This is a genomic window from Amycolatopsis sp. M39 (genome assembly GCF_001651785.1).
Taxonomy (GTDB): Bacteria; Actinomycetota; Actinomycetes; order Mycobacteriales; family Pseudonocardiaceae; genus Amycolatopsis; species Amycolatopsis rubida.
Map to the genome: position 1 here is coordinate 16,801 of NZ_LWSF01000022.1, position 25,181 is coordinate 41,981.

Annotated in this window: 24 protein-coding genes and 2 pseudogenes; 14 read left to right on the top strand and 12 right to left on the bottom strand. The window is 68.1% G+C overall.

Features of this window, described 5'->3' with window-relative positions:
• Positions 1-7: 7 nt before the first annotated feature.
• Positions 8-1,099 carry a PA containing protein gene (locus A4R44_RS33420; RefSeq protein ID WP_067589583.1) on the bottom strand — a complete coding sequence of 364 codons (1,092 nt, stop codon included), beginning with the start codon at positions 1,097-1,099 and terminating at the stop codon, positions 8-10.
• A 211-nt stretch (positions 1,100-1,310) separates the two neighbouring features.
• Here A4R44_RS33420 and A4R44_RS33425 point away from each other — a divergent pair, with 211 nt between their 5' ends.
• Together A4R44_RS33425 and A4R44_RS33430 are read left to right on the top strand one after the other, a co-directional pair.
• On the top strand, positions 1,311-2,402 hold the full coding sequence (locus A4R44_RS33425) for an adenosine deaminase (protein ID WP_067589586.1): 1,092 nt from the start codon (positions 1,311-1,313) through the stop codon (positions 2,400-2,402).
• A gap of 112 nt (positions 2,403-2,514) precedes the next feature.
• Positions 2,515-3,735 carry an MFS transporter gene (locus A4R44_RS33430; RefSeq protein ID WP_067589589.1) on the top strand — a complete coding sequence of 407 codons (1,221 nt, stop codon included), beginning with the start codon at positions 2,515-2,517 and terminating at the stop codon, positions 3,733-3,735.
• A 32-nt stretch (positions 3,736-3,767) separates the two neighbouring features.
• On the opposite strand, the gene A4R44_RS33435 is transcribed toward A4R44_RS33430, so the two are convergent.
• Positions 3,768-4,325 carry a TetR/AcrR family transcriptional regulator gene (locus tag A4R44_RS33435; protein ID WP_067589592.1) on the bottom strand — a complete coding sequence of 186 codons (558 nt, stop codon included), beginning with the start codon at positions 4,323-4,325 and terminating at the stop codon, positions 3,768-3,770.
• Between the two features lie 102 nt (positions 4,326-4,427).
• Here A4R44_RS33435 and A4R44_RS33440 point away from each other — a divergent pair, with 102 nt between their 5' ends.
• Complete coding sequence (locus A4R44_RS33440; protein ID WP_067589595.1) at positions 4,428-5,132, top strand: SDR family oxidoreductase; 705 nt, start codon at positions 4,428-4,430, stop codon at positions 5,130-5,132.
• Positions 5,133-5,137: 5 nt separating this feature from the next.
• Here the strand turns inward: A4R44_RS33440 and A4R44_RS33445 are convergent, their stop codons facing one another.
• Positions 5,138-6,391 carry a hypothetical protein gene (locus tag A4R44_RS33445; RefSeq protein WP_037816131.1) on the bottom strand — a complete coding sequence of 418 codons (1,254 nt, stop codon included), beginning with the start codon at positions 6,389-6,391 and terminating at the stop codon, positions 5,138-5,140.
• A gap of 152 nt (positions 6,392-6,543) precedes the next feature.
• Here A4R44_RS33445 and A4R44_RS33450 point away from each other — a divergent pair, with 152 nt between their 5' ends.
• Positions 6,544-9,048, top strand: coding sequence for an RNA helicase (locus A4R44_RS33450; RefSeq protein ID WP_067589981.1), 2,505 nt, complete (start codon positions 6,544-6,546; stop codon positions 9,046-9,048).
• On the opposite strand, the gene A4R44_RS33455 is transcribed toward A4R44_RS33450, so the two are convergent.
• Together A4R44_RS33455 and A4R44_RS33460 are read right to left on the bottom strand one after the other, a co-directional pair.
• The gene (locus A4R44_RS33455) at positions 9,039-10,202 is read right to left on the bottom strand and encodes an FAD-dependent monooxygenase (RefSeq protein WP_067589598.1); all 1,164 of its coding nucleotides are present in this window, start codon (positions 10,200-10,202) and stop codon (positions 9,039-9,041) included. The genes A4R44_RS33450 and A4R44_RS33455 overlap by 10 nt on opposite strands.
• A gap of 19 nt (positions 10,203-10,221) precedes the next feature.
• A complete protein-coding gene (locus A4R44_RS33460) occupies positions 10,222-10,803 on the bottom strand; it encodes an NADPH-dependent F420 reductase (protein WP_067589601.1) in 582 nt (193 codons plus the stop codon).
• A 73-nt stretch (positions 10,804-10,876) separates the two neighbouring features.
• On the opposite strand from A4R44_RS33460, the gene A4R44_RS33465 reads away from it, so the two are divergent.
• Entirely contained in the window at positions 10,877-11,194 is a 318-nt protein-coding gene (locus A4R44_RS33465) for a helix-turn-helix domain-containing protein (RefSeq protein ID WP_067589604.1), read from the top strand.
• A 32-nt stretch (positions 11,195-11,226) separates the two neighbouring features.
• Here A4R44_RS33465 and A4R44_RS33470 read toward each other — a convergent pair whose 3' ends face one another.
• Complete coding sequence (locus tag A4R44_RS33470; protein ID WP_067589607.1) at positions 11,227-12,156, bottom strand: sugar-binding transcriptional regulator; 930 nt, start codon at positions 12,154-12,156, stop codon at positions 11,227-11,229.
• A gap of 185 nt (positions 12,157-12,341) precedes the next feature.
• Here A4R44_RS33470 and A4R44_RS33475 point away from each other — a divergent pair, with 185 nt between their 5' ends.
• The 6 genes from A4R44_RS33475 (at position 12,342) to A4R44_RS49460 (ending at position 18,195) form a co-directional block, all read left to right on the top strand.
• Entirely contained in the window at positions 12,342-13,349 is a 1,008-nt protein-coding gene (locus A4R44_RS33475) for a zinc-dependent alcohol dehydrogenase family protein (RefSeq protein ID WP_067589610.1), read from the top strand.
• Positions 13,342-14,682 (top strand): sugar ABC transporter substrate-binding protein, encoded by a 1,341-nt coding sequence (locus tag A4R44_RS33480; protein WP_369805989.1) that lies wholly within the window; start codon positions 13,342-13,344, stop codon positions 14,680-14,682. Before A4R44_RS33475 ends, A4R44_RS33480 begins: the two co-directional genes overlap by 8 nt.
• A complete protein-coding gene (locus tag A4R44_RS33485; protein WP_067589616.1) occupies positions 14,679-15,611 on the top strand; it encodes a carbohydrate ABC transporter permease in 933 nt (310 codons plus the stop codon). Before A4R44_RS33480 ends, A4R44_RS33485 begins: the two co-directional genes overlap by 4 nt.
• 89 nt (positions 15,612-15,700) lie before the next feature.
• Positions 15,701-16,489: a carbohydrate ABC transporter permease gene (locus A4R44_RS33490; RefSeq protein WP_037716491.1), complete on the top strand. Its 789-nt coding sequence runs from the start codon at positions 15,701-15,703 to the stop codon at positions 16,487-16,489.
• Between the two features lie 12 nt (positions 16,490-16,501).
• Entirely contained in the window at positions 16,502-17,584 is a 1,083-nt protein-coding gene (locus tag A4R44_RS33495; RefSeq protein WP_067589619.1) for an ABC transporter ATP-binding protein, read from the top strand.
• A gap of 275 nt (positions 17,585-17,859) precedes the next feature.
• Entirely contained in the window at positions 17,860-18,195 is a 336-nt protein-coding gene (locus A4R44_RS49460) for a DUF3995 domain-containing protein (RefSeq protein ID WP_198545534.1), read from the top strand.
• 75 nt (positions 18,196-18,270) lie between these two features.
• Here the strand turns inward: A4R44_RS49460 and A4R44_RS33500 are convergent, their stop codons facing one another.
• Positions 18,271-18,861 (bottom strand): TetR/AcrR family transcriptional regulator, encoded by a 591-nt coding sequence (locus A4R44_RS33500; RefSeq protein WP_067589622.1) that lies wholly within the window; start codon positions 18,859-18,861, stop codon positions 18,271-18,273.
• A 51-nt stretch (positions 18,862-18,912) separates the two neighbouring features.
• Here A4R44_RS33500 and A4R44_RS33505 point away from each other — a divergent pair, with 51 nt between their 5' ends.
• Positions 18,913-19,716 carry a class I SAM-dependent methyltransferase gene (locus A4R44_RS33505; RefSeq protein ID WP_067589625.1) on the top strand — a complete coding sequence of 268 codons (804 nt, stop codon included), beginning with the start codon at positions 18,913-18,915 and terminating at the stop codon, positions 19,714-19,716.
• A 7-nt stretch (positions 19,717-19,723) separates the two neighbouring features.
• On the opposite strand, the gene A4R44_RS33510 is transcribed toward A4R44_RS33505, so the two are convergent.
• The 3 genes and pseudogenes from A4R44_RS33510 to A4R44_RS33520 all read right to left on the bottom strand — a co-directional run bounded on the left by A4R44_RS33510 (position 19,724) and on the right by A4R44_RS33520 (position 22,365).
• Positions 19,724-19,918 (bottom strand): ferredoxin, encoded by a 195-nt coding sequence (locus A4R44_RS33510; protein ID WP_037356317.1) that lies wholly within the window; start codon positions 19,916-19,918, stop codon positions 19,724-19,726.
• A 40-nt stretch (positions 19,919-19,958) separates the two neighbouring features.
• Positions 19,959-21,160, bottom strand: a pseudogene (locus A4R44_RS33515) (cytochrome P450).
• A gap of 10 nt (positions 21,161-21,170) precedes the next feature.
• A pseudogene (locus A4R44_RS33520) lies at positions 21,171-22,365 on the bottom strand (cytochrome P450).
• 205 nt (positions 22,366-22,570) lie between these two features.
• Between A4R44_RS33520 and A4R44_RS33525 the strand changes: the two are divergent.
• Both A4R44_RS33525 and A4R44_RS33530 read left to right on the top strand, forming a co-directional pair.
• The gene (locus A4R44_RS33525; RefSeq protein ID WP_067589628.1) at positions 22,571-23,203 is read left to right on the top strand and encodes a TetR/AcrR family transcriptional regulator; all 633 of its coding nucleotides are present in this window, start codon (positions 22,571-22,573) and stop codon (positions 23,201-23,203) included.
• 141 nt (positions 23,204-23,344) lie between these two features.
• Positions 23,345-23,881, top strand: a complete 537-nt coding sequence (locus tag A4R44_RS33530) for a DUF4232 domain-containing protein (RefSeq protein WP_067589629.1) — start codon at positions 23,345-23,347, stop codon at positions 23,879-23,881.
• 11 nt (positions 23,882-23,892) lie between these two features.
• Here the strand turns inward: A4R44_RS33530 and A4R44_RS33535 are convergent, their stop codons facing one another.
• Both A4R44_RS33535 and A4R44_RS33540 read right to left on the bottom strand, forming a co-directional pair.
• Positions 23,893-24,741, bottom strand: coding sequence for a helix-turn-helix transcriptional regulator (locus tag A4R44_RS33535; protein WP_067589632.1), 849 nt, complete (start codon positions 24,739-24,741; stop codon positions 23,893-23,895).
• A 140-nt stretch (positions 24,742-24,881) separates the two neighbouring features.
• Complete coding sequence (locus A4R44_RS33540; protein ID WP_067589635.1) at positions 24,882-25,121, bottom strand: hypothetical protein; 240 nt, start codon at positions 25,119-25,121, stop codon at positions 24,882-24,884.
• Between the last annotated feature and the right edge of the window lie 60 nt (positions 25,122-25,181).

Genomic DNA, 25,181 nt, shown 5'->3' on the forward strand with positions numbered 1-25,181 from the left:
ATTCAGCTCAGTCAGTCGGCTCGTCCGCGTCGCCGCCAGCCTTGGCCTTGGCGTCCGCGGCCTTGGGCGACCGCCCGTTGCGGGAGCTGCGACGAGGCTGCCGCGGCGCGGGCGGCGGCGGGGCGATCTGCTGCACCGCGGGCCCGCCGCCCAGCATCAGTTCCGCGAAGGTCGCCATCGCCTCGTCCAGCTGGCCGCCGATCCGCCGCACGGATTCGTCGTTGCTGCGGCGCACCAGCGAGTCGACCGCGTCGGTGTCCGGCTGCTTCGACAGCGTGCCTTCGACCTTCGACAGGCCGCTGCGGACCGAGCCGTCCAGGTCGCCGATGCGGCCGGTGACGTCGTCCTCGACCTTGTCGATGCGGCTGGACAGGTCGTCGAGACGCTGGGTGATCGTTTCGAGCTTCGTGCCGACGCTGTCGAGGCGGGCGGCCGGGTCGATCATCTCGCCGGTGTCGGAGACCGCGCTCTTCAGCGCGTCGGTCGCGGTGGCGATGCGTTCCTTCGTCGCGCGGTCCAGTTCGTCCACGCGCGAGCGCAGTTCCTGGTCGGTGGTCTCGATCCGCTCGCGCAGCGACGTCTCGGCCATCTCGATCCGGTCGCGGATCGGGCCCTGCGTCGTCTGCGGCAGCGACTCCAGCTTCGCGTCCTGCTTGTCCAGGTGCCCGCCCAGCTCGTCGAGACGGCGGTGGATGTTCTGCAGCTTGTCCTCAAGCCCGTCCATCCGGCCCGCGACGCCCTCGAACCGCGCCGCCACGCCGTCGAGGCGGCCGTCGAGCTGGGCGAAGGGCTTCGCCAGCTTGTCGACGATGCTCTCCACCGCGTGCGTGAGCGCGGCGATCGCGTTGTCCTGGGACTCCAGCCGTGTCATCGCCTCGTCGAGGCGTTCCGCCAGCACCCCGACCTCGGTCCGGTCCGGCAGTTCCGACAGCCGCTTGCGCACCGCGCCCAGGGAGTCCACCGGCGCGAGCCGGGCGTAGATGTCGTCGAGCGCGTCGAAGATCTGCTGCTGCTCGCTCTCACGAACCTCGGCCGCGCGCACCAGCATGTTGCGCATCCGGTCGAACGACGGAGCGGCAATGTGGTTGTCAGTGGTCACTGCGGTGTCCTTCGTCGGCGGGGAAAATGGAAGGGACTGACCCGAGCTTATCGATGAAGAAAATTGCTGTGCGTATGGCCCCCGGGGAACGCGGATAACGACCGTGCCACCCGGATGGCCGATTCCTTGCGCACAGTGCTGAGCAGAGGGTTGTTCCGGTGCTCTCGGTTACGGCCAGGTAGGGGAATGACTGCGAGGCTACCGTTGGAGGATGTCGGACGTAACCCCGCTGAGCGCGGAGATCCTGCGCCGTGCCCCCAAGGTCCTGCTCCACGATCACCTCGACGGCGGTGTGCGCCCGGGCACGGTCGCCGAACTCGCCGAGGATCTCGGCTACCGGGACCTTCCCGCGACGGATCCGGACGAGCTGGGCCGCTGGTTCCGCGCCGCGGCGGACTCCGGTTCCCTGGTGTCGTACCTCGAAACGTTCGCCCACACGTGTGGTGTCATGCAGACGGAGGAAGCACTGGTCAGGGTTGCCGCCGAGGCGGTGGAAGACCTGGCCGCGGACGGAGTGGCCTACGCCGAGCTGCGGTACGCGCCGGAGCTTTTCGTGGAACGCGGGCTGTCACTCGATGCAGTGGTCGAGGCTGTCCAAGAGGGCTTCGCCGAAGGGATGCGGAGGGTAGCCGCGGGCGGCGGGCGGATCCGGGTGCGGACCCTGCTGTGCGGGATGCGCCAGCACGCCCGTGCGCTCGAGATCGCCGAACTCGCGGTGCGCTACCGCGACGCCGGGGTGGCCGGATTCGACATCGCCGGACCGGAGGACGGATTCCCGCCCACCCGAAATCTGGACGCATTCGACTATTTGCGCCGGAACAATGCGCACTTCACTATTCATGCCGGCGAAGCGTTCGGACTTCCCTCGATCGGCGAGGCAATCCAGTACTGCGGCGCGGAACGGCTCGGGCACGGCGTGCGGATCGTCGAGGACATCACCACCGACGCCGACGGAAATGTCCATCTTGGACGGTTGGCGGGCTACGTCCGGGACCGGCGGATCCCGCTGGAGATCTGCCCCTCGTCGAACGTCCAGACCGCAACCGTGCCGTCGCTGGCCGAGCATCCCATCGGCCTGCTCGCCCGGCTGCGCTTCCGCGTCACCGTCAACACCGACAACCGGCTGATGAGCGGCTGCACGATGACCAGTGAATTCGCCGCGCTGGCCGAGACGTTCGGCTTCGGCCTCGACGACTTCCGCTGGTTCACGATCAACGCGATGAAATCCGCGTTCCTCGATTTCGACGAGCGGCTTGAGCTGATCGAGAAGGTCGTCAAACCCGGGTACGCGGCGCTCGGCTGAATCATCGAGCTGTCGGACGCGGCCGCCTCCGAAAGGCGGTTGCGTTCGTTAGCCATGCCAACTATCGTTCACCATGTAAGACGTATATCTCAGATATTGAGACGGTGGCGGAATGGCGCAGGTCGGGGCTGGGGAGCAGGTGCGGCAAAAAGGCAGTTCGCGACGGTGGCTGATCCTCGCGCTTGGCCTCGCCGCGCAGACCGCCAGCTGCTCCTTTCTTTACGGGCTGCCGTTTCTCGTGCCCGCCATGCGCGAGGCCGACCATCTGACGCTGGCGCAGGCGGGCACGGTCGTCGCGGCGCCGAGCATCGGCCTGCTGCTCACGCTCATCGCCTGGGGCGCGGCTGCGGACCGTTACGGCGAGCGCCTCATCATGGCGCTGGGCCTGGGCGTATCGGGGTTACTCCTCGTGTACGCCGCCCTGTGGCACCACCCGGTCGGACTTCTCTTTGGGGTGTTTCTCGTAGCCGGTGCGTGCACGGCTTCGGTGAACGCGGCGAGCGGCCGGGTCGTCATGGGCTGGTTCGCCAAATCCGAGCGTGGCGTCGCGATGGGCATCCGGCAGACGGCGCAGCCGCTGGGGGTAGGAGTGGCCGCGCTCGGGCTGCCGCCGCTGGCCGCGCAGTGGGGGTTCCAGGCGGCGATGCTGCTTCCTGCCGTGCTGGCGGTCGGTGTGGCGCTCTTGGTGGCGCTGTTCGTCGTGGACCCGCCGCGGCCGCCGCGTGCGGCGAAGGGGGAGCGGCCGCCGTCGCCGTACCGCAAGCCGTGGCTGTGGCGAGTGCACGGCGCGAGTGCGCTGTTGGTGGTGCCGCAGTTCGCGGTGTCCGCGTTCGCGCCGGTCTATCTGGTCTCGCAGCATCAATGGACCGCCGCGCAGGCGGGGGTGTTCGTCGCGGTGGCTCAGGTGCTCGGCGCGCTCGGGCGACTGGCGTCGGGGTATTGGTCGGACCGGGTCGGCAGCCGGTTGCGGCCGATGCGGCAGCTCGCTGTCGCGAGTGTGGTCGTGATGCTGCTGGTCGCGGTCGGGGACGCGACTTGGCTGTGGCTGGTGCTGGCCGCGCTCGTGCTGGCGGCGGTGATCACGGTGGCGGACAACGGTCTCGGCTTCACCGCGTCGGCCGAGCTGGCCGGTGTCGCGTGGTCGGGGCGCGCGATGGGGACGCAGAACACCGCGCAGAACATCGCCGCGTCGGCGACGCCGCCGTTGCTGGGACTGGTGATCGGGGACAGCCGGTACGCGCTGGCGTATTGCGTGGCGGCGGTTTTCCCGCTGCTGGCAATAGGGGTGGTGCCGATGCGGGCGGAGGGGCGCGAGGAGGTAGGTGGCTCGTGAGTGGCGATCGCGGTTCTCCCCGGGATCGCCACTCACGAGCCACGCAGGCCGTCGACAAAGAACGCCAAGTGCCGACGCCAGGTTTCGGGTGATTCGCGGATCAGCTGCGACATCGCGGCGACCAGCGGGGCGAGATCCGCGGGTTCGAAATCGGCGCGCAGCTGTCCGGATTCCTTTGCCCGGTCGATAATGCGCTCCGCATGCTCGAAACCGGTGCGGCACGCCTCCCGTACGGCCGGGCTCAACGGCAACCTGCGGGCGAGCGCGTCGCTGAGGCCGTGATCCTTGGCCTGCAACGCGAACAGCCCGTCGAGAAACCCGGTGAAGCCCTGCCACGGGTCCGGCTCCGCCAACGCCTTCGCCGCCAGATCGTCCAGTGCGGCGATCTGCGCGGGCAGGATCGCGTCGACAAAGGCGTCCCGGGTCGGGAAGTGCGCGTACAGCGTGCCGATGCTGACCCCGGCGCTGCGGGCGATCTGCTCCAGCGGCGCGTCGAGGCCGTGCTCGCCGAACGCGCGCGTGGCGGCGGCCAGCAGTTTGCCGCGGTTGCGGGCGGCGTCCGCGCGCAACGGCTTCGATCCGGTGGCCATGGGCCCATCGTACAAAGTCGAGGGCGTCCTCGGGTTTTGTGGTACCTTGGCGAACGAAATCGAGGGTGCCCTCGACTTAATGCTGGGGAAGGAAACCAAGCCATGACCACTCGCCCGACCGCTGTCGTTCTCGGAGCCGGGCCCGGCCTCGGAATGTCGATGGCCCACCGGTTCGCCAAGGAGGGATACAGCGTCGCGCTCGTTTCGCGTACCGCTGAGCGGCACCCGGCTTACCTGGCCGGACTCGACAACGCGGAAGCGTTCGCCGGCGACGTCCGGAACGGAATCGGAGCGACGCTCGACGAAGTCACCGAACGGTTCGGCGGCATCGACGTCGCCTACTACGGCCCGGCCGCGATCGAACCGGACAGCTTTCCCACGGACATCACCGAAGCGACTGTCGACGCCGTCGAGAAGGCGATGAGCTGGGTGTATCCGGCCGTCGAGGTGGTCGGCAAGCTGCTGCCGGGCATGCTGGAGCGCGGCAGCGGCGGATTCCTGTTCGCCGGCGGGCTCAGCGCGGTGCGGCCGATGCCCGCGCTCGGCGCGCTCGCGGTGTCGTCAGCGGCGTTGCGGAACTACGCGCGGACGCTGCACGAGGGGCTGGCCGGGACCGGCGTGTACGCGGGCAGCCTCATCATCGGCGGCTTGGTCGAACGCGGCGACATTCACCGGATGGTCGTCGCGCGGCGGGAAAAATACGGCGACGCCGGCGGTCGCACCCTGGATCCGGATGCGATCGCCGGCGTCGCCTGGAAGATGTTCTCCGCCGGTGACCCGGCCGAGAGCGTGTTCGACGCCGTCTAGCAGGTTCAGACCACCGTGAGGCGGTTCTCGAAGTCCTCCACCAGCTTGCGCCAGGCGCTCTGCTCGGTGTCGAACGGAGCGCTCGGCTCAAGCCGGCTCGGGTCCGGCCGCAGCACGAACGACACCAGCCAGCCGAGGCTTTCGTTGGCCGCCAGCGCGGTTTCGACGGTGTCGTCGCCCGCCCATTCGGCGGCGTCGGTGATCAGCTCGACGGCCAGCTCCAGCTGGGTCGGGTCGATCGACTCCGGGCCCTCGGCGATGTCCTCGTCGAGACCGGGGAACACGTAGGTGTTGTCGGTGTCGACCTCGATCTCCAGCTCGTCGGCCGCCGCCTTCTCGCGCACCTCGTCCCAAGTGGACACGCTCGCGAGGTCGGTGTCGGCGAGTTCGTCACCCGCCTTGATCGCCTTGAGCAGCGCCTTCGGCGAGCTGAACACGTCGATCTCGCCCTCGTTGCCGAGGAAGACCGGCTTGTCGTCGAGGTAGCAGCGCAGCGTGTAGTACTCCGCGCCGGAGGTGACGATCTTGATCGGGTCGATGCCGACCTCGCCCCAGAAACCGACCGGCTCGTCCTCGGCGTCCTCGTCCTCGGCGTCGACCGCTTCGAGGTCTTCCGGCCCGCCGTCCTCTTCACCGGCCTCCGCCTCGGCGGATTCCTCGTGGAAGGCGGCCAGCTCTTCGGCGGTCTGCTCCAGCACCGCGGCGTCGACGTCCGGCACCGTCACCAGGTTGTCGATCGCGTCGAGCACGGTGTCCCACTTCTCGGAGACGGCCTTCGACAGGTCGTTCCACAGCGCTTCGCCCTCGCGCCCGGTGAAGGGCAGCCGGCCCTGCTCCAGCAGCGAGAAGCCCTCGTAGGCGTCGAGCACCTCGTGCACCTCGTCCAGCTCGCACACGTCGGCGAGCGAACGGACGATGCCGACGATCTCGGCCAGCTCGCCGATCGTCCACGAGTCCGGCTCCTCGGCGACCAGCTCGGGCACGCCGACGAGGTCGTAGGAGTGGTCGTCGTCGGGGATCAGCTCGGGCACGTTCAGCGCGGGCACCGCGTCCCACGCCGGGTGGTCGAGCAGGTCGTGCTGCTCGGCTGTGCGCACGAAGGCGGCAAGGTGCGCGGCGTCCGGGAAGGCGTACAGGTCGTCCTCGTCGCCGAGGAACGCTTCCCACTCCTCGCCGTCCTCCCGCCACCGCGGGGCCCAGAGGGTGACCACGTCGCCCTGCGGCAGCCCGAGCTCGATCGGGATGATGTCCTGTGCCATTGCCGAATCCTCCGCGAGTACCGCCCGTGTGCGCGCCCGCCTGTCCGTCCCCTCCGGCAGCGCGCGGTACGGGAAGCCTACGGGTTAGGGCAAGCACCCGCGATCTCCCCTGCACCTGCGGGCGGCGGCGGGATGGCACGATGGTCGCCACGATGACTCTCACCGACCTCCTGCCAGCGGATCCCGACGCAGATGCCCTGTTCGAAGCCTTCACGACGTGGACGGCCGAACGGGGTATCGAGCTGTACCCCGCGCAGGAGGAGGCGGTGATCGAGGTCGTCTCCGGGGCCAACGTCATTCTGTCGACGCCGACCGGCTCCGGCAAAAGCCTCGTCGCGGTCGGCGCGCACTTCACCGCGCTCGCGCACGGTAAACGCAGTTTTTACACCGCGCCGATCAAAGCGCTGGTCTCGGAGAAGTTCTTCCAGCTCATCGAGATCTTCGGGGCCGATCAGGTCGGCATGATGACCGGCGATTCGAGCGTCAACGCCGACGCGCCGATCATCTGCTGCACCGCGGAAATCTTGGCGAACATCGCGTTGCGCGACGGCGCCGGCGCCCCGGTCGGCCAGGTCGTCGCGGACGAGTTCCACTTCTATGCGGAACCGGACCGCGGCTGGGCGTGGCAGGTCCCGCTGATCGAGCTGCCGAACGCGCAGTTCGTGCTCATGTCGGCCACGCTCGGCGACGTTTCGTTCTTCGAAAAGGACCTGACCCGGCGGACCGGACGGCCGACCGCGGTGGTCACTTCGGCGCAGCGGCCGGTGCCGCTCACCTTCCGGTACGCGCTCACGCCGCTGCACGAGACGATGTCCGAGCTGCTCCACGGCGGCCAGGCACCGGTGTATGTCGTGCATTTCTCGCAGGCCGCGGCCATCGAACGGGCGCAGACGCTGATGAGCATCAACGTCACGACCAAGGCGGAGAAGGAGGCGATCGCCGACCTGCTCGGCGACTTCCGGTTCTCCGCCGGGTTCGGCAAGACGCTCTCGCGGCTCGTGCGGCACGGCATCGGCGTGCACCACGCGGGCATGCTGCCGAAATACCGGCGGCTGGTCGAAACGCTCGCGCAGTCCGGGCTGCTGAAGGTGATCTGCGGGACGGACACCCTCGGCGTTGGCATCAACGTGCCGATCCGGACCGTGGTGTTCTCGGCGCTGACGAAGTACGACGGCGTGCGGCAGCGGCATTTGAAGGCGCGCGAGTTCCACCAGATCGCCGGACGCGCGGGCCGGGCCGGGTACGACACCGACGGTTATGTGGTCGTGCAGGCTCCGGATCACGTGGTGGAGAACGCGAAGGCGCTGGAGAAGGCGGGCGACGACCCGAAGAAGAAAAAGAAGATCGTCCGGAAGAAGGCTCCGGAGGGCTTCGTCAACTGGACCGAGAGCACGTTCGACCGGCTGATCGCGGCCGATCCGGAACCGCTCACGTCCAGTTTCCGGGTCAGCCACTCGATGCTGCTGAACGTGATTTCCCGGCCGGGCAACGCGTTCGACGCGATGCGGCATCTGCTGGAGGACAACCATTCGGACCGGCCGGCACAGCGGAAGCTGATCCTGCGGGCGATCGAGATCTACCGTTCGCTGCTCGCCGCCGGTGTGGTGGAAAAGCTGCCCGAACCGGATGCCGAGGGGCGCATCGTCCGGCTGACGGTGGACCTGCAGTTCGATTTCGCGTTGAACCAGCCGCTTTCGCCGTTCGCGTTGGCTGCCATCGAATTGCTGGACCTGGAGTCGCCGTCGTACGCGCTGGACGTGGTGTCCATTGTGGAATCCACAGTAGACAACCCGCGGCCGGTGTTGTCGCAGCAGCAGTTCAAGGCGCGCGGGGAAGCCGTGCAGGCGATGAAGGCCGACGGGATCGAGTACGACGAGCGGATGGAGCTGCTCGAATCCGTCACGTACCCGAAACCGTTGGAGGAACTGCTTAACGCGGCTTACCAGTCGTATCGTGCTGGGCACCCGTGGGTGGCGGATTACGAGCTGTCGCCGAAGTCGGTGGTGCGCGATATGTACGAGCGCGCGATGAACTTCGTGGAATACGTGGGCTTCTATCAGCTCGCGCGTTCCGAAGGCCTGGTGCTGCGCTACCTCGCCGACACCTACGACGCGTTGCGGCACACCGTGCCGGACGAGGCGAAGACCGAATCGCTGCAGGATCTCATCGAATGGCTCGGCGAATTGGTGCGGCAGGTCGACTCCAGCCTGCTGGACGAATGGGAAGCGCTGCGGCATCCGGACGAGGAAGGCCCGGTGTCGCACCGGCCGCCGCCCGAGCCGCCCGCGGTCACGCGCAACGAGCGAGCGTTCCGCGTACTGGTGCGCAACGAGTTGTTCCGCCGGGTGGAGCTGGCTTCGCGCCGGGCGTACGACGAACTGGGCTCGCTGGACGCCGCGTCCGGCTGGGACTCCGGCGCGTGGGAAGACGCGATCGAGGACTACTTCGACGAGCACGATTCACTCGGAATCGGCCCGGACGCGCGCGGCCCGGCCTTGCTGCTGATCGAGCAGGAGCCGGACCTGTGGCGGGTGCGGCAGATCTTCGACGATCCGGCCGGCGACCATGACTGGGGGATCAGCGCGGAGGTCGATCTGCGCGCGTCGGACGAGGCGGGCAGCGCGGTGGTGCGGATCGTGGACGTCAATCAGTTCTGAGTGCCGGGACCGTCCTTGGCCGGCGGTTGCCAGCGGGTGTAGCGCAGCATCGACCGCGCCATCACCGACGTCGGCATGGCCCGGAACGCCAGATTCCGCATCGCGATTCCGAACGGGTTCGTCAGCTGCTGGCCCATCCGGCCGGTTTGCCGGGCGGCTCGGGCGATGGCCTGGCTACGCGGGCGGCGCTCTGCGTCGTATCGGGTGAGCGCGGTGTCGACGTCGGTTGAGGACAGCGCATGCGCGAGCGTCACGGCGTCTTCCAACGCCTGGCAGGCACCCTGGCCGAGGTTCGGTTGCATCGCGTGCGCGGCATCGCCGAGCAAGGCGACTCGACCGGACACATAGGACGGCAGCGGCGTCACCAGTTCGTACACATCGTGGTGCAGAACGGCTTCCGGTTCGGTCGCGTCGAGCAGGGCGGTGACCGGCTCGTGCCAGGAACCGAAGCGGCGGCGCATTTCGGCGATCGGGTCAGGATAACGGGTGCCTGCCGGGATGGTCAGCACGGCGTGCCATTCGGCTCGGCCGTCCGCCAAGCCGATGTACCCGAACTCGACTCCTCGGCCCCAAGTGAGATTGAAGTCCGAAGAGGACAGTGTGAACGGCTCGGTCGTGATGGCGCGGATGACGGCCGATCCACTGTAGACCGGGCCAGGATGTGCGGGGAAGAAACGTTTGCGCAGCCGGCTGTTGACGCCATCAGCGGCGACAATCACCTCGGCTTCGTGACGGCCGGAGGTGGTGACCACGGCGTTGCCCTCGACGGCGGTGACCTCCTCCCGCACCACCGGCGTGGGCAGCAGCGTACGCAGCAACCGATGCAATTCGTACCGTGCGATGCCGACGATCGGCGTGCCGGCGACGCGTTCGAGTTCGGCTCCGTCCATGCGGGCCAGCCAAGTCCCGCGCGGGCTGCGGGTGCTGACCCTGCGCTGGAAACAGCCGGCGGCGCGGAGTGCGTCGCCGGCTCCCAACGCGTCCAGGGCGCGCACACCGTTGGCGGCAAGGGAAATTCCGGAACCGGCGTCGTCCAGATCACCGGGCAGGCGTTCGAAGACCGTGACCTGCCAGCCGGCTCGCGACAATCCGATCGCCGCGGCCAGGCCACCGATTCCCCCGCCGACGACTACCGCCGATCCACTTGTGGGCACCAGGCCAGGATAGGCCCGATCAGCTGGCCATGAGCATGGAACGCGCATCCAGGCCGTCGAACCACAGGCCGATCGCCAACCCGGCGGCGGCTTCCAGCAGGGCGGCTCGGTCGAGGCCGCCGGCGGGCAGGGGAGTGCAGCCCAGGTCCTGGACCAGCTCCGTCGCGACGGCGACGGCCTCCGGGGTGCCGCACAGCGGGACGCCGAGCGGGCGACCTTCGAACAGCGGCGGGGTCATTCGCCAGACGTCCACGTGGGCGAGGTTGAACGCCTTCACCACTGAAGCGCCCGGGGCGTATTCGGCGATCCGCGCGGCAACGGGTTCGCCGGTCGCACCGGGGGTGTTGGTGCAGTCGACGAGGACCTTGCCGGTGAGGTCGAGCGGGGTGAGCAGGGCTTCGAGGGCGGTGGTCGGGACGGCCAGCAGGATGGCGTCCGCTCGGGCGGCGGCCTCGGCCCAGTCCACGGCCTCGGCGCCAAGCTCGGCGGCCAAGGCGGCGGCGTGCGCGGGGGAGCGGCCGGACACGGTCAGGTCGTGCCGGGTCCATTGGCTGCCGAGAGCGGACGCCACGGCGCCGGTGCCGAAGAGGGCGATGTGCATGGGAAGGTCTCCTGTCGTCGCGTGGTTGTACGCAAACGACGTTAGGAACCCCGGCAGGAACCGAAAGGTAACCATGGACTTCATCGCCGACTGCCGTACCCGGCTCGCGTTCGACCTAGTGGCGAACACCTGGCATCCGGTCGTGCTGTGGGCGTTGAAGAACGGCCCGCTGCGGCACGGCGAACTGCGCACGCGCATCGGCGGGATCAGCGCGAAGGTGCTGACCGAGGCGGTGCGCAAGCTGGAACGCGACGGGCTGGTCGAGCGCGTGGGCGGGGCGTATCAGCTGACGGGGCTGGGGGTGAGTTTCCTCGGACCGATCGAGGGGTTCGGAAGGTGGGCGGCGGAGTACGGGGATCGGGTGGTGCAGGCACAGAGCCGGGGGGCGTGAGTGGCAATGCCGGTTCTCACCGGAGCCAGCACTCACGAGGGCAGTGGCCTGGCCCGCGCCAGCTCCAGCAGCGGTACGGCCGCCGCGGCGTCGGTGACCAGCGTCGACACCAGCCCGGACCGCAGTACGGCGTCCACCGCCTCGGCTTTCGGCTGGCTGTAACCGATCGCGATCACCTCGGGGACCGCCATCAGCTCCTCGTGGCTGATCGCCAGCACGTGGTGCGCCAGGCCGGTGCCGAGCGAATTGCCGTCCGCGTCGAACAGCCGCGCGGCGACCTCGGCGGTCGCGCCCCGGGCGGCGATGGCGGCGCGTTCGGCCTCGTCCAGCGCGTCGTACACGGTGGACTCCCCGGTCTCCCACGAACCGATACTCACCACGGCCTTGGTGAGTTTCCCGAACTGCGCGAACGTTTCCGCGATGCCCGGCTGGTGCCGCAGGATCTCGGTGGTCCGCCGGTCGGGCAGGACGAGCGGGCCGAAAATCGGGTACGAATCGCCGCCGGACACCGACGTCACGCGGCTGACCGTCTCCACCGAACGGCCGCGCATGTCCATCCCGGCCTGCACCCCGCACAGCTGCACGATCGGGCAGCGCGGCAGGGTCCGGATCGCCTCGGTCATCGCGTTGACCGAGCGCGCCCAGGACAGCCCGATGACGTCGTCCGGGGTCGCGATCTCCTCCAGCAGCCGGGCGGCCAGCGCGCCGACCTGCTTGCGGACGATCTCCCTCGGCTCCGTTTCGGATGCTCGTTCGAGCACGAGCACGCGCTCCAGCCGGTAGGCCCGGCGGATGTCGTCGGACAGTTCGACGTCGATCGGCGCGGGCAGGTCGAACTCGATCCGCACCAGCCCGGACTCGAGCGCCGCGTCCAGCATCCGCGCGACCTTGAACCGGCTCACGCCGAACTCGTCGGCGATCTCCAGCTTCGAGGCGCCCTGCACGTAGAACCGCCTGGCCATGGTCGCCAGCAGCAGCGTTTCGGTCAGCGGTAGTGGCCCCTTTTTCCTGCTCACATGAGCAGGATAGCGCAAAAATGAGCTTTGCCGGTTGACGGATCCGCAGGCAGCAGCCTCTAATGCCTACGCATGTTACCTACGGCATAAGTCAAAATCGCTCAAACGAGCATCTTGGAAGGTGATGACGCATGCGCGCCGCGATCGTGGACCGGCCCGGGGAGATCCGGGTCGGCGAGGTTCCCGATCCGAAGCCCGGGGAGCGCCAGGTCGTCGTGAAGGTGGGTGCCTGCGGGATCTGCGGCACGGACCTGCACATCGCCGACGGGCATTTCCCGCCGACCCCGTATCCCATCGTTCCCGGGCACGAGTTCTCCGGGGAGATCGTCGAACTCGGCGCGGACGTGCCCGCCGAGTGGAAGGTCGGTGACCGGGTCGCGGTCGACCCGTCGATCTACTGCGGATACTGCACCCCGTGCCGGTCCGGGCACGGCAACCTCTGCGCGAACTGGAACGCCACCGGCGACACCGTCAACGGCGCGTTCGCCGAGTACGTCGCGGTGCCCGCGGACACCTGCTACCGGATGCCCGACTCGATGACCTGGGAACAGGGTGCGCTGGTCGAACCCGTTTCCTGCGCGGTGCACGGCGTGCGCCGGATCGGCGTGGAGGCGGGCGAACGCTTCCTCGTGGTCGGCGCGGGCACGATGGGCCTGATCATGCAGCAGCTCCTGCTCCGCGCGGGTGCGCACGTGACGATGGTCGACCGCAACGCCGCCCGGCTGCCTCGCGCGACCGACCTCGGCGCGGCCGCAGTGGCCGCCGACATGTCCGAACTGGACGATGAACGCTTCGACGCCGCAGTGGACTGCACCGGCGCGGCACCCGCGATCGAGGCAGCGTTCAACGCACTGCACCGCGGTGGCCGGTTGCTCGTGTTCGGCGTCGCTCCGGCCGAAGCACGCGTCGCGCTTTCGCCGTTCCGTATCTACAACGACGAAATCACCATCGTCGGTTCGATGGCCGTGCTGAACAGCTACGGCAACGCGCTCGACCTCGTCGCGAACGGTTACCTCGACACCGAAGCGCTGATCACCGACACCCTGCCGCTCAAGCAGTACCCCGAGGCGCTGGCGAAGATGCGCAGCGGGTCCGGCCTCAAGATCCAGGTGCTGCCCGGAGGTGGTGGCGGTGCGTAAACTCCTGTGCCTCCTTGCCGCGACAGCGTTGTTAGTGACGGGATGCGCCGGAGCCGGGGCGCTCGGCACCGGCGGGCGGACACTGGTCGTCGCGATCGTGTCCAATCCGCAGATGAAGGACGCCATTTCGCTCAAGGGCGAGTTCGAGCAGGCCAACCCCGGGATCAAGCTCAAGTTCGTTTCCCTGCCGGAAAACGAGGCCAGGGCGAAGATCACCGCGTCCACCGCCACCCAGGGCGGCGAGTTCGACGTGGTGATGATCAGCAATTACGAGGCTCCGCAGTGGGCGGCCAACGGGTGGCTGGAGAACCTCGAACCGCACATGAAGGCGACGCCGGGATACGACGAGGCCGACTTCATCCCGAGCATCCGCCAGTCGCTGTCGTATGAAAACCAGATGTACGCGGTGCCGTTCTACGGCGAATCGTCCTTTGTGGTCTATCGCAAGGACCTGTTCCAGCAGGCCGGGTTGAACATGCCCGCGCATCCGACGTGGCAGCAGATCGCCGATTTCGCCGCGAAACTCGACAACAAGCAGGCGGGCATCGCCGGGATCTGCCTGCGCGGCAAGCCGGGCTGGGGCGAGAGCCTCGCGCCGTTCACCACGGTCGCGAACACCTTCGGCGCGCAATGGTTCGACAAGGACTGGAACGCGAAGCTGACCAGCCCGGAGTTCACCAAGGCGGCGAACTTCTACGTGAACCTGCTGCGCGACCACGGCGAGGTCGGCGCCTCCAGCGCCGGGTTCACCGAATGCGGCACGAAGTACGCCCAGGGCAACGCCGCGATGTGGTACGACGCCACCTCGATGACCGGCACCACCGAAGACCCGAAGACCAGCCACGTCGGCGGAAAGAACGGCTACGTCGCCGCGCCGGTGGACAAGACGCAGGCGAGCGGCTGGCTCTACACCTGGGCGCTGGGCATTCCGAAGGTCGGCAAGAACAAGGACGACGCCTGGAAGTTCATGGCGTGGATGACGAACAAGGAGTACGCGAAGAAGGTCGGCCAGACTTACGGCTGGAACCGGGTGCCGCCGGGCACGCGCAAGTCGACGTATGAGATCCCGCAGTACAAGGAAGCCGCGAAGGCCTACGCCCAGCCGACGCTGGACGGCATCGCGGCGGCGAACCAGCAGAAGACGATGGTGAACCCGGTGCCGTATCCGGGCATCCAGTTCGTCGGGATCCCGGAGTTCCAGGACCTCGGCACCCGGGTGAGCCAGCAGCTGTCCGCCGCGATCGCCGGTCAGACCTCCGTGGCCGACGCGCTCGCGCAATCGCAGAAATACGCGGAAACCGTCGGAAAGTCGTATCAGGAGGTGCAGCGATGAGCACCCTCTCCGTCCCCGCCGGAACCGCGCCGGCGACCGCCAAGCCAGCTGCGAAGAAGGTGACCGGTTCGGCCGGGAAACGGCGGCTTCCGCTGTTGCCCGCGCTGATCTTCGTGATCGCGGTGACGCAGATTCCGTTCCTGCTCACCTTGTTCTACTCGTTCCAGTCGTGGAACCTGGTGCGTCCGGGCTCGCGGCATTTCGTCGGTTTCCGCAACTACGTCGACGTCTTCACCGACACGACGTTCCTCGGCGCGCTGCTGAACACCGTGGTGCTCACCGTGGTCTGCGTGTTCCTTTCGCTGCTGCTCGGGCTCGGGCTCGCGGTGCTGCTGGACCGGAAGTTCGCCGGTCGCGGCTTCGTCCGGACGCTGCTGATCACGCCGTTCCTGATCCTCCCGGCGGCCGGTGCGCTGCTGTGGAAGACCACGGTGTTCGACCCGACGTACGGGTTGCTGCACTTCGTGTTCGGCACGGACACCGACTGGCTTTCGCAATTCCCGCTGGCCGCGGTGATGGCGCAGATCATCTGGCAGTGGACGCCGTTCATGACTCTGCTGATCCTCGCCGGGCTGCAGAGCCAGTCGAAGGAGGTGCTGGAGGCGGCGTCGGTGGACGGGGCGAGCCGCTGGCGGACCTTCGTGTCGATCACGCTGCCGCACCTTTCGCGGTTCCTGCAGCTGGCCACGCTGCTCGGCGCGATCTACATCGTGAACAGTTTCGACGCGATTTTCCTGATGACGCAAGGCGGTCCGGGCACGGCCAGCACGAACCTGCCGTTCTACATCTACCAGCGCGCGTTCGAGGGCTTCGATATCGGACAGTCGTCCGCGATGGGCGTTGTGGTGGTCATCCTGACGATGATCGTCGCGACGTTCGCGCTGCGGCTGATGTTCCGCGCGTTCTCCGTGGACGGAGGAGTCAAGTGAGCACCGCAACCGCCACCGCCTCGCCCGCCGCCACCGACTCCGCGCCGCCTCCGCGGCGCCGGGCCAAACGCCGCTACGGTCCGGGCACGCTGACCGTCGCGACCTGGATCATCGCGATCCTGTTCGTTTTCCCGTTGCTGTGGATGATTCTCACCGCGTTCAAACAGGAGAACGACGCCTACACCGATCCGCCGAAGCTGTTCTTCACCCCGACGTTCGACCAGATCTCGAACGTCCTCAACAGCGGTTTCCTGCCGTACCTGGGAAATTCGGCGTTCGTCACGGTGATTTCGACGCTGCTCGTGCTGCTGCTGGGAATCCCGGCCGCGTACGCGCTGTCGCTGGCTCCGGTCAAGGGCACGAAGAACGCGCTGGGCTTCTTCCTGTCGACCAAGATGCTGCCGATCGTGGCCGCGATCATCCCGCTGTACGTGATCTCGCAGAACACCAACCTGCTGGACACCGTGTGGGCCCTGATCATCCTGTACACCGCGATGAACCTGCCGCTCGCGATCTGGATGATGCGGTCGTTCTTCCTGGAAGTCCCCGGCGAAATGATCGAGGCGGCGCGGATCGACGGGGCGAACCTGCCGACGTTGCTGCGCAAGATCATCATGCCGGTGGTCGCGCCCGGCATCGCGGCGACCGCGTTGATCTGCGTGATCTTCTCCTGGACGGAGTTCTTCTACGCGGTCAACCTCACTGCCGCCAGGGCCGGCACGGTGCCGGTCTTCCTGGTCGGCTTCATCACCAGCGAGGGCCTGTACTGGGCCCAGTTGTCCGCCGCCGCGCTGCTGGCTTCGCTGCCGGTGATGATCGTGGGCTGGATCGCGCAGAACCACCTGGTGCGCGGGCTGTCCATGGGCGCTGTGAAGTAAGGGAGAACGCAGATGTCCGCTGAAGTGATTTACGACCAGGCGTCGCGGGTCTACCCCGGCAATCCGGGCGTCCGCGCGGTCGACCAGCTGAGTCTCGAAGTGCCGGACGGCGAATTTCTCGTGCTCGTCGGCCCGTCCGGATCGGGCAAGTCGACCGCGCTGCGGATGCTCGCCGGGCTGGAGGACGTCAACGAGGGTTCGATCCGGATCGGCGACCGCGACGTCACCGACCTGCCGCCGAAGGACCGCGACATCGCGATGGTGTTCCAGTCCTACGCGCTGTACCCGCACATGACGGTAGCCGACAACATGGGTTTCGCGTTGAAATTGCGCGGGTTCTCGGCGGCTGACATCAAGAAGCGGGTCGACGAGGCCGCCAAGATGCTGGACCTGTCGCGGTTCCTCGATCGCAAGCCGAAGGCGTTGTCCGGCGGGCAGCGGCAGCGGGTCGCGATGGGCCGGGCGATCGTGCGCGAGCCGAGCGTGTTCCTGATGGACGAGCCACTGTCCAATCTGGACGCGAAACTGCGCGTGGAAACCCGTGCCAACATCGCGAAACTCCAGCAACGGCTCGGCACGACGACCATCTACGTGACCCACGACCAGGTCGAGGCCATGACGATGGGCGATCGGGTGGCCGTGCTGAAGGACGGCGTGCTGCAGCAATGCGCGTCGCCGCGGTCGCTGTATGAGAAGCCGGAGAATTCGTTCGTGGCCGGGTTCATCGGGTCGCCGGCGATGAACCTGGCGACGCTGCCGCTATCCGAGGCCGGCGTGCAGCTGGGCGACCTGGTGGTGCCGCTGCCCGCCGAGGTGCGGACGGCGGCGGCTGGGCTGCCGGAGATCGTCTTCGGGATCCGGCCGGAGTCGCTGCGCCTGGTCGGCGAGGCGGACGACGGTTTCGAGCTGGTGGTGGAGCTCGTCGAGGAACTGGGTGCGGACGCGTACCTGCACGGCAAGGTCGGCGACGACCGGTTCGTGGTCCGCGTCGACGGTCGGACGCCGCCGCGGATCGGCGACAACGTCCGGGTGGCGTTGCGCGGCGAGGGCGAGACGCACGCGTTCCATCCTGAGACGACGCTGCGGCTGGGCTGAGTGCGTCGTGAGTGTTCATCCCGGCGAGAACCGGGATGAACACTCACGACTACCTCCCACGGGGACCCGCTTCCCCCGCGCGCCGGATCCCTTCCGCCGCGCTCCCGGCGACGCTTGACGCATGTCGCCGAAGCAAGCCGAGTTGCGCAAATGGCCGGGTTACGCCGCCGCCGTCTGGGGAGTGGTGTTCGCGATCCCCAGCTTCGTCTGGGTGACTGGCAGCATCTTCGGCGCGTGATCGACTTCGTCTGGGTGACCGGCAACACTTTCGGCGCGTGATCGACTTCGTCTGGGTGACCGGCAGCATCTTCGGCGCGCGATCGACGTTTTCGCCGTCGCTGGTGAAGCTCACGCAAGACCGGGTGCCGTGGTTTGTGGCCGTCATGGTGATTACCGGGCTGCTGAAGGTTTTCGGTGCGGTGATCGGCGTCAGTCTGACGCGGCCGGTGGCTCAGCCGCACGATGGTGTTCTGCGGCGATTCTGCTGGCCTGGCACGGCGGGCTGTTCGTCGTGCAGGGCGTGCTGGTCAAAACCGGAGTGGTGGCCGTCGATCCAGCGCTGTCCGACCTGGCCGGCTGGTACCTCTACTTGTGGGGGCCGTGGTTCATAGCTGGTGGTTTGGCGTTCGCCGGGGCTGCTCATCGCTGTACCTCCGGCACCGCGATGAGCAGCGCACGCTGACGCGCTACGGCGTCGTGGGCGCACTCACGAGCACCGCTCCCACCATCTGCCGCACCGCTTCCCCGCTAGGCGCTGCCCCCGTACGATCAGCGAACAGCAGATGTCCCGCCCCGATCAGCGTCGGAGCCAGCGTCTGCACGTCCGCATCCGGCGCGATCCGGCCAAGTTTTTGTTCCGCGGCAAGGTAACCCGCCAGCACGTGTGCCGCGTCCGTCGCCAGCGGGATCCCCGGACCCGGCCGCGCCGCGCGAAGCCGGTGCCGCAGTTCGTCGCGGAAGGTGATCAGGGCGACGATCGACACCGCGACCGGCGAGAAGACCTCGGTGAGCATCTCGGCCACCGTTTCGACCAGGTCGCCGGTCCCCGCGCGCAAGCCTTCCGCGTGTGCTTCGAGGCGATGGATCCGGTCGAGCACCAATGCGGCGAGGAACGCGTCGAAATCCTCGAAATGCCGGTGCAGCACGCCTTTCGCGCAATCCGCCTCGGCGGTGACGGCGCGGCTGGTGAGTCCGCTCGGGCCTTCGCGCAGCAAAACCCGTTCCGCGGCGTCGAAAAGCTGAGCGCGGACGTCGCGGAGATGGATCCCGGTGGGCAACTCGACGGTCCTTCCTAGCCATAGTGGGCACTTGCCCACTATGGTGGGCACATGCCCACTTTACCCCGTCCCGAACCGCATCAGCACCGGACCATGGCGGAGTCGTTCGGCGTCGATCCCGAGCGCTACGACCGGGCCCGCCCGCGTTACCCGGACGAACTGGTGACCGCTGTCCTGGAGGCCAGCCCGGGCAACGAACTTCTCAACGTCGGCTGCGGCACCGGCATCGAAGGGCGGCAATTCCGCACCCGCGGCGCCGCCGTGCTCGGCGTCGAGCCGGACGCGCGGATGGCGGAGTTCGCCCGGCGCGATTTCCCGGTCGAGGTCGCGAAATTCGAGGATTGGGACCCGGCCGGGCGGACGTTCGACGCCCTCGTGTCCGGGCAGGCGTGGCACTGGGTCGACCCGGCCGCGGGAGCCGCGAAGGCCGCGCAGGTGCTCCGCCCTGGCGGCCGGTTCGTCGCGTTCTGGCACGTGTTCATGCCGCCGGAAGAAATTTCGCACGCGCTGGCGGACGCGCTGCGCCGGGCGATGCCGGACTCGCCGTTCAGCGGCAACTACCTGAAAAGCCCCAGCGCCGATGCCTACCAGCCGATGCTCGACAAAGCCGCGGCGGGCTTGGCCGGGACGGGCGCGTTCGCCGAAGCGGAGAACTGGCGCTACGACTGGACCCAGGAGTACAGCCGCGACGAGTGGCTGGACCTGCTCGCCACCCAGGGCGGCGTCACCGTGGCGACGCCGGAGCAGCGCGATCAGGTGCTGGCCGAGGTCGGTGCCGCGATCGACGCGCGCGGCGGCCACCTGACGACGAAGTACTCGACCGCCGCGGTGACCGCCGTTCGCTTGTCTTCTTGAGGCGTTGTCACTCCTCCAGCGAAAGCGCTTGGCTCGGGCAGATGTTCACGGCCTCGCGCGCCTTCTCGACCAGCTCGCCGTCCGGAGTGTCGTTGAGGACGATGACCGTGCCGTCGTCCTCGCTCTGGTCGAACAGCGCGGGCTCGGTGAGCACGCACTGGCCGGCGCCGACGCACTTGCCGGTGTCCGCGATGATCTTCATGATGGCCTCTTCCTGGCTTGTGGTGGGAGCACTCTGATCTCTACCAGGTCACTGGCAACTGGTACAGGCCGAAGATCGTGGCGTCCTTCTTCACCGGCAGCTCGTCGGCCGGGAGCGTGCACGTGAGCGTCGGGACGCGGCGGAACAGCGTGTCGAACACGATCTGCAGTTCCATCCGCGCCAGGTTCTGGCCGAGGCACTGGTGCGGCCCGAACCCGAACGCGACGTGGTGGCGCGCACCGCGTTCGAGATCGAGCTTTTCCGGGCTCTCGAACACGTCCGGGTCCCAGTTCGCGGCGTAGCCCAGCACGAGTACGCCCTCGCCGGCCTTGATCGTGACGCCGCCGATCTCCACGTCCTCGGTCGCGACCCGCGCGGTCGCGCCTTCGACGATCGTGAAGTAGCGCAACAGTTCCTCGACCGCGAGCAGCGTCTTGCCCGGATCGGCCTCGATCGTCGCGCGCTGCCCAGGGTTCTCCAGCAGCCCGATGGTGCCGAGCGAGATCATGTTCGCGGTGGTCTCGTGCCCGGCGANAGCAGGAACGCCAGCCCGATCATCGCGTCGTGGTCGTACTTGCCTTCCTCGCGGCGCTTGACGATCTGCCTGCCGAGCAGGTCGTCGGCCGGGTCCTTCTCCTTCGCCGCGACCAGGCCGCTGAGGTACTCGCGCAGTTCTTCGGACGCCTTCTTGCGGTCCTCGATGCTGGTGCTGCGCCGGATGAGCGCCATGGTGCGCTCTTGGAAGTAGTCGTGGTCGGCGTACGGGACGCCGAGCAGCTCGCAGATCACCAGCGACGGCACCGGCAGCGACAGCTTTTCCACCAGGTCCGCCGGTTTCGGCCCGGCGAGCAGTTCGTCGATCAGGCCGTCGACGATCTCCTGGATCCGCGGCCGCATCGCCTCGACCCGCTTCACGGTGAACTCGCCGAGCACCTCCCGGCGGGCCTCGCCGTGCTCGGGCGCGTCCATCCCGATCATGGCTTTCTGCCTGGTGTTGGTGAGGATCGCGGCCCCGCCCTCGGCCAGGAACGGGAAATTGGGCAGGAACCGGTCGGAGGAGAACCGGCGGTCGCCGAGGATCTGCCGGGCTTCCTCGTGCCGCGCGGCCACCCAGGCCTGTTTGCCGCCGGGGATCTGCACGCGGGTGAGCGCGCTCTCCTCGCGCATCCGGACGTACTGCTCCGGCTGCGCGAACGGGCAGGTGCGGGCGACCGGCATGCGGAGTTCTTCAGTGGCAGTCATCGTTTCCCCTTCACCAGGTCACCGGGAGGCAGTACAGCCCGAAGACGCCGGAGTCGTGTTTGAACGGCAACTGGTCGACCGGCGCGGCGAGACGCAGCGTCGGAATACGGCGGAACAGCGTGTCGAACACGATCTGCAGTTCCATCCGCGCGAGGTTCTGGCCGAGGCACTGGTGCGCGCCGAAGCCGAACGCGACGTGGTGGCGGCCGCCGCGGGTGATGTCGAGCTGCTCGGGCTCGGGGAAGACGTCGGGGTCGAAGTTGGCCGCGTAGCTCAGGCCGAGCACGCCTTCGCCCGCCTTGATGGTGACGCCCGCGATGTCCACGTCTTCGACGGCGACGCGGGTGGTGGCGAATTCCGCGATGGTGAAGTAGCGCAGCAATTCCTCGACGGCGTCGAGGGTTTTGCCCGGATCCTGCTTGATGGCGGCGAGCGCGGCCGGGTTCTCCAGCAGTGCGACGGTGCCGAGCGAAATCATGTTCGCGGTGGTCTCGTGCCCGGNCGTCGTGGTCGTAGTCGCCCTCCTCGCGCTTCTTCGCGATCTGCCTGCTGAGCAGATCGTCCGCCGGGGCGGTTTCCTTCGTTGAAACCAGGTCGGACAGGTAGTTCTGCATAGCTTCGACCGACTTGCCGCGTTCCTCGAAGCCGGTTTCCCGGTTGAGGAGCCGCGAGCTGTGCTGCTGGAAGAAGTCGTGGTCGGCGTACGGGACGCCGAGCTGCTCGCAGATCACCAGCGACGGCACCGGAAGCGAAAGCGCGGACACCAGGTCGGCGGGCTTGTCCCCGGCCAGCATCGCGTCGATGTGCTGGTCCACGATCTCCTGGATGCGCGGCTGCAACGCCTTCATCCGCTTGACGGTGAACTCGCCGACGACGCTGCGCCGGGCCGGGCCGTGTTCCGGCGCGTCCATCGCGATCAGCGACGGGCGCAGCCTCGGGCGGCGCTGCTGGCCGTCCTTGAACAGGACCGGGAAGCCGGGGTTGAAGCGGTCCGAACTGAATCGCGGGTCGTTCAGCATCGCCCGCAGGTCCTCGTGCCGGTTGAGCACCCAGGCGCGCTGGCCGGTGTGCTCAAGTTCGACGTAGTGCGCGCGAGCGTCGCGGAACCGGTCGTAGCCCGGCGGCGGCGCGAACGGGCAGGTGCGCTTCATCGGGAATGCGGCCTGCTCAGGCTGGGTGCGGCTGGGCTGGGCGACTTCGGTCATCTGAACCCCCTGTGGTGGGTTTGCCCCGTTACGGAATGAATGTGGAGGATTACATTCCGGTTCACTGCCCAAGGTACCGAAGTGGAGGATCGTCGTCCACTAGCAACGGGGTGACAATTGCTGTCCAGTCCCGTTCGCCGCCACGTTTGCGCAGCTGGCCCGGCGTGCGAGAATGCGCGCCAACCGGGAAGAGGGAAGGCCGGGTATGAGTGCAGACCCCGAGACGCCGCTGCGGGCGGACGCGCAACGCAACCGCGACCAGATCATCGCCGCGGCTCGCGTCATCTTCGCCAGCCATGGTCCCGAGGTCCCGATGGAGGAGATCGCGCGCGCGGCAGGCGTCGGCGTAGGCACCCTCTACCGGCGCTTTCCGGACCGCGACGCGCTCATCCGCGCGGTGGCGGTGGACAACTTCGCGGGCGTGCTGGACCACGCCCGGCGGTTGGCGGTAGAAGCACCGACCGCGTGGGAAGCGTTGGTGCAGCTGCTGTACCACGGCGCGGAACTGCAGTTGTCGATGCAACTGTCCATGCTGTCGCAGCGTGCGCACGAAATTCTCAAGGACGACCCCGAAGTGGCTCACCTGCGCGAAGCGGTGCTGCTCGAGGTCGAAGGGCTGGTCGGCCGGGCGCAGGCCGAGGGAACGCTGCGCAAGGACGTGGGCGCGGGCGATGTCGCGGTGCTGTTCGCCCGGCTGATCCGCCAGCTGCCCGCGCACCGGTTGAAATCGCCGGAGATGGCGACGGCCCGCAACATCGCCATCATGATCGACGGCCTGCGCGCCGGTCCCGCCACGACGCTGCCGGGGCGGCCGATCAGCAAAGAAGACTTGCTCTGACCGTTACTTCGGACGCGACGGGCCGTCCGGGGTTGCTCCTGCGGGGGTGATCTCACAACGGGCCATCGTCTTCCGGGCGGGGACGTCTTATCTCGTGAAAGCCGGTGCGGAGGTGCCGGAAAACGCGAGAGGGGACGAATCATGAAGAACATCCGCCGAATTGCCGTTGCTGTCGCAGTCGCCGGAGGCGCTGCCGCGGTTTTCGCCGGGACGGCCGGTGCCACGACCACGGACTCGTCGGCGCTTCCGTGCACGGCGAACCAGTTCAGCACCAAGCTCGTCTACGGCGGGGCCGGCGCGGGCCAGCGCAACGCCGCGATGCAGTTCACCGCGAACGAGGGCGAGCGGTGCGTCTTGTCCGGCCGGGCCGAGGTCAACCTGGTCGGCGCGCACAACGTCCTGGTCAACAACGAAGCGCCGGCCGATGCGCCGCCGGTGCTGATCGCGAACGGTTCGTCGGCCTACGTGCCGCTGCACTGGACCGCGATCGGGTCCGACGACGAGCAGCAGACGCCGAACGCGGTGACCATGACCGCGCCGGCCGGCTCCAACCCGCACGGGGACCCGATCGACCCGAACGTGACGGTGGACTGGACCTTCGGCGCGGTGGACGCCGGAGCCGACAGCCACACCATCGACGTCGGCGCACTGACGGCGGGCGAAGCACCTGCCGCGTAGGGAATTCCTGGTCAGCCGGGCGGGGCTGCGCGGGTGAGCGAATCGAGCACCCGCAGCAGCACCGCCCTGGCGGCGTCGCCCTCGGCCGCGACTGTCCACAGTAGATCCGCGACCTCGTGGTACGGGTCGACGTCGCTCGCGATGTGCTCGCCTTCGGGGGTTTCGACCATCGCGACGTCGTCGACGACCCAGAAGTCCGAGGTGACCGGGTAGGGCACGACGACGTCCGCGGGGATGATGCCGAAGCGGATGTTGGGGGTGCCGAGCAGCGCGAGCAGCTTGTGCACCTGTCCGATCATCACCTCCCGCGGCGCGTTCGGATAGCGCAGCGCGGCCTCGGAGGTGAGCAGTTCGATGGTCCGGCCGGGTTCGTAGAGGATCTGCTGGCGCTGCATCCGCGCCCGGACCGCCTCGGTGAGGTCCTGTCCGCCGCCGTGGATCCGGGCGTGGGCGAGCAGGGTATGCCGCGCGTACTCCGGAGTTTGCAGTAATCCGGAGATAATTCGGAGGTCTACCGCCCGAATTCGTAGCGCTCTGGCCTCTCGGGCAATGGATTCCTCTTGTCTAGCCCGGTGTCCGTCGCGGACCTTGTCCTTCCAGCTGGCGTGCGCGTCGCGGACCTCGACCAGTTGCTCCCGCAGTTGCGCGGCCAGCTCCGGCGGCCCGCCGACGGCGGCGACCCAGGCGTCGAGGTCGTCGTCGCCGACGGTCTGCCTGCCGTTTTCGATCTTGCTGACCTTGGGTGCGTTCCACCCGATGGCCGTGGCGAAATCCTTTCCGGTCTCGTAGCCCGCGTCGACCCGGAGCCGGCGCAGGCGGTCGCCAAGCTCTGCCCGGCGTTTCTCGAAACTGGTAGGCACTCGCCCTCGCTATCGCATGCGGAATTCCTCGAACCCGATGGCATCTTCCCACACCTGGGGTCGAGTTTCGAGAAATCCTGGGCGACTAGTGCGTCTGAATCGCCGGGCTGCCCTTGCCGCGCCTGCGCCTGCCGTCGTGCTCAGGCTTCCTGCGGGAAGAACTTGAGCAGGCCGACGGGGATTTCGACGGCCGTCTCGGTGTCCGGCATGCCGCGTTCGTGCAGTTGCCGCAGCGCCTGCTCGTCGGTGACCCGGTATCCCTGGACGACGTACGTGCCGCGGTTGGTGCGATAAGCGTTGGGGCAGTTGCCGCCCGCGCTGGTGGTGCCGAGGAACTCAAGGGCAAGTGCTTCTTCGGACGGGGCGGGATACGGGGTCATGCGGAGTCCTCCTGACGTGCTGGCGGCGCCTGTACCGGACACGGGGTCGTCGAAATTTCC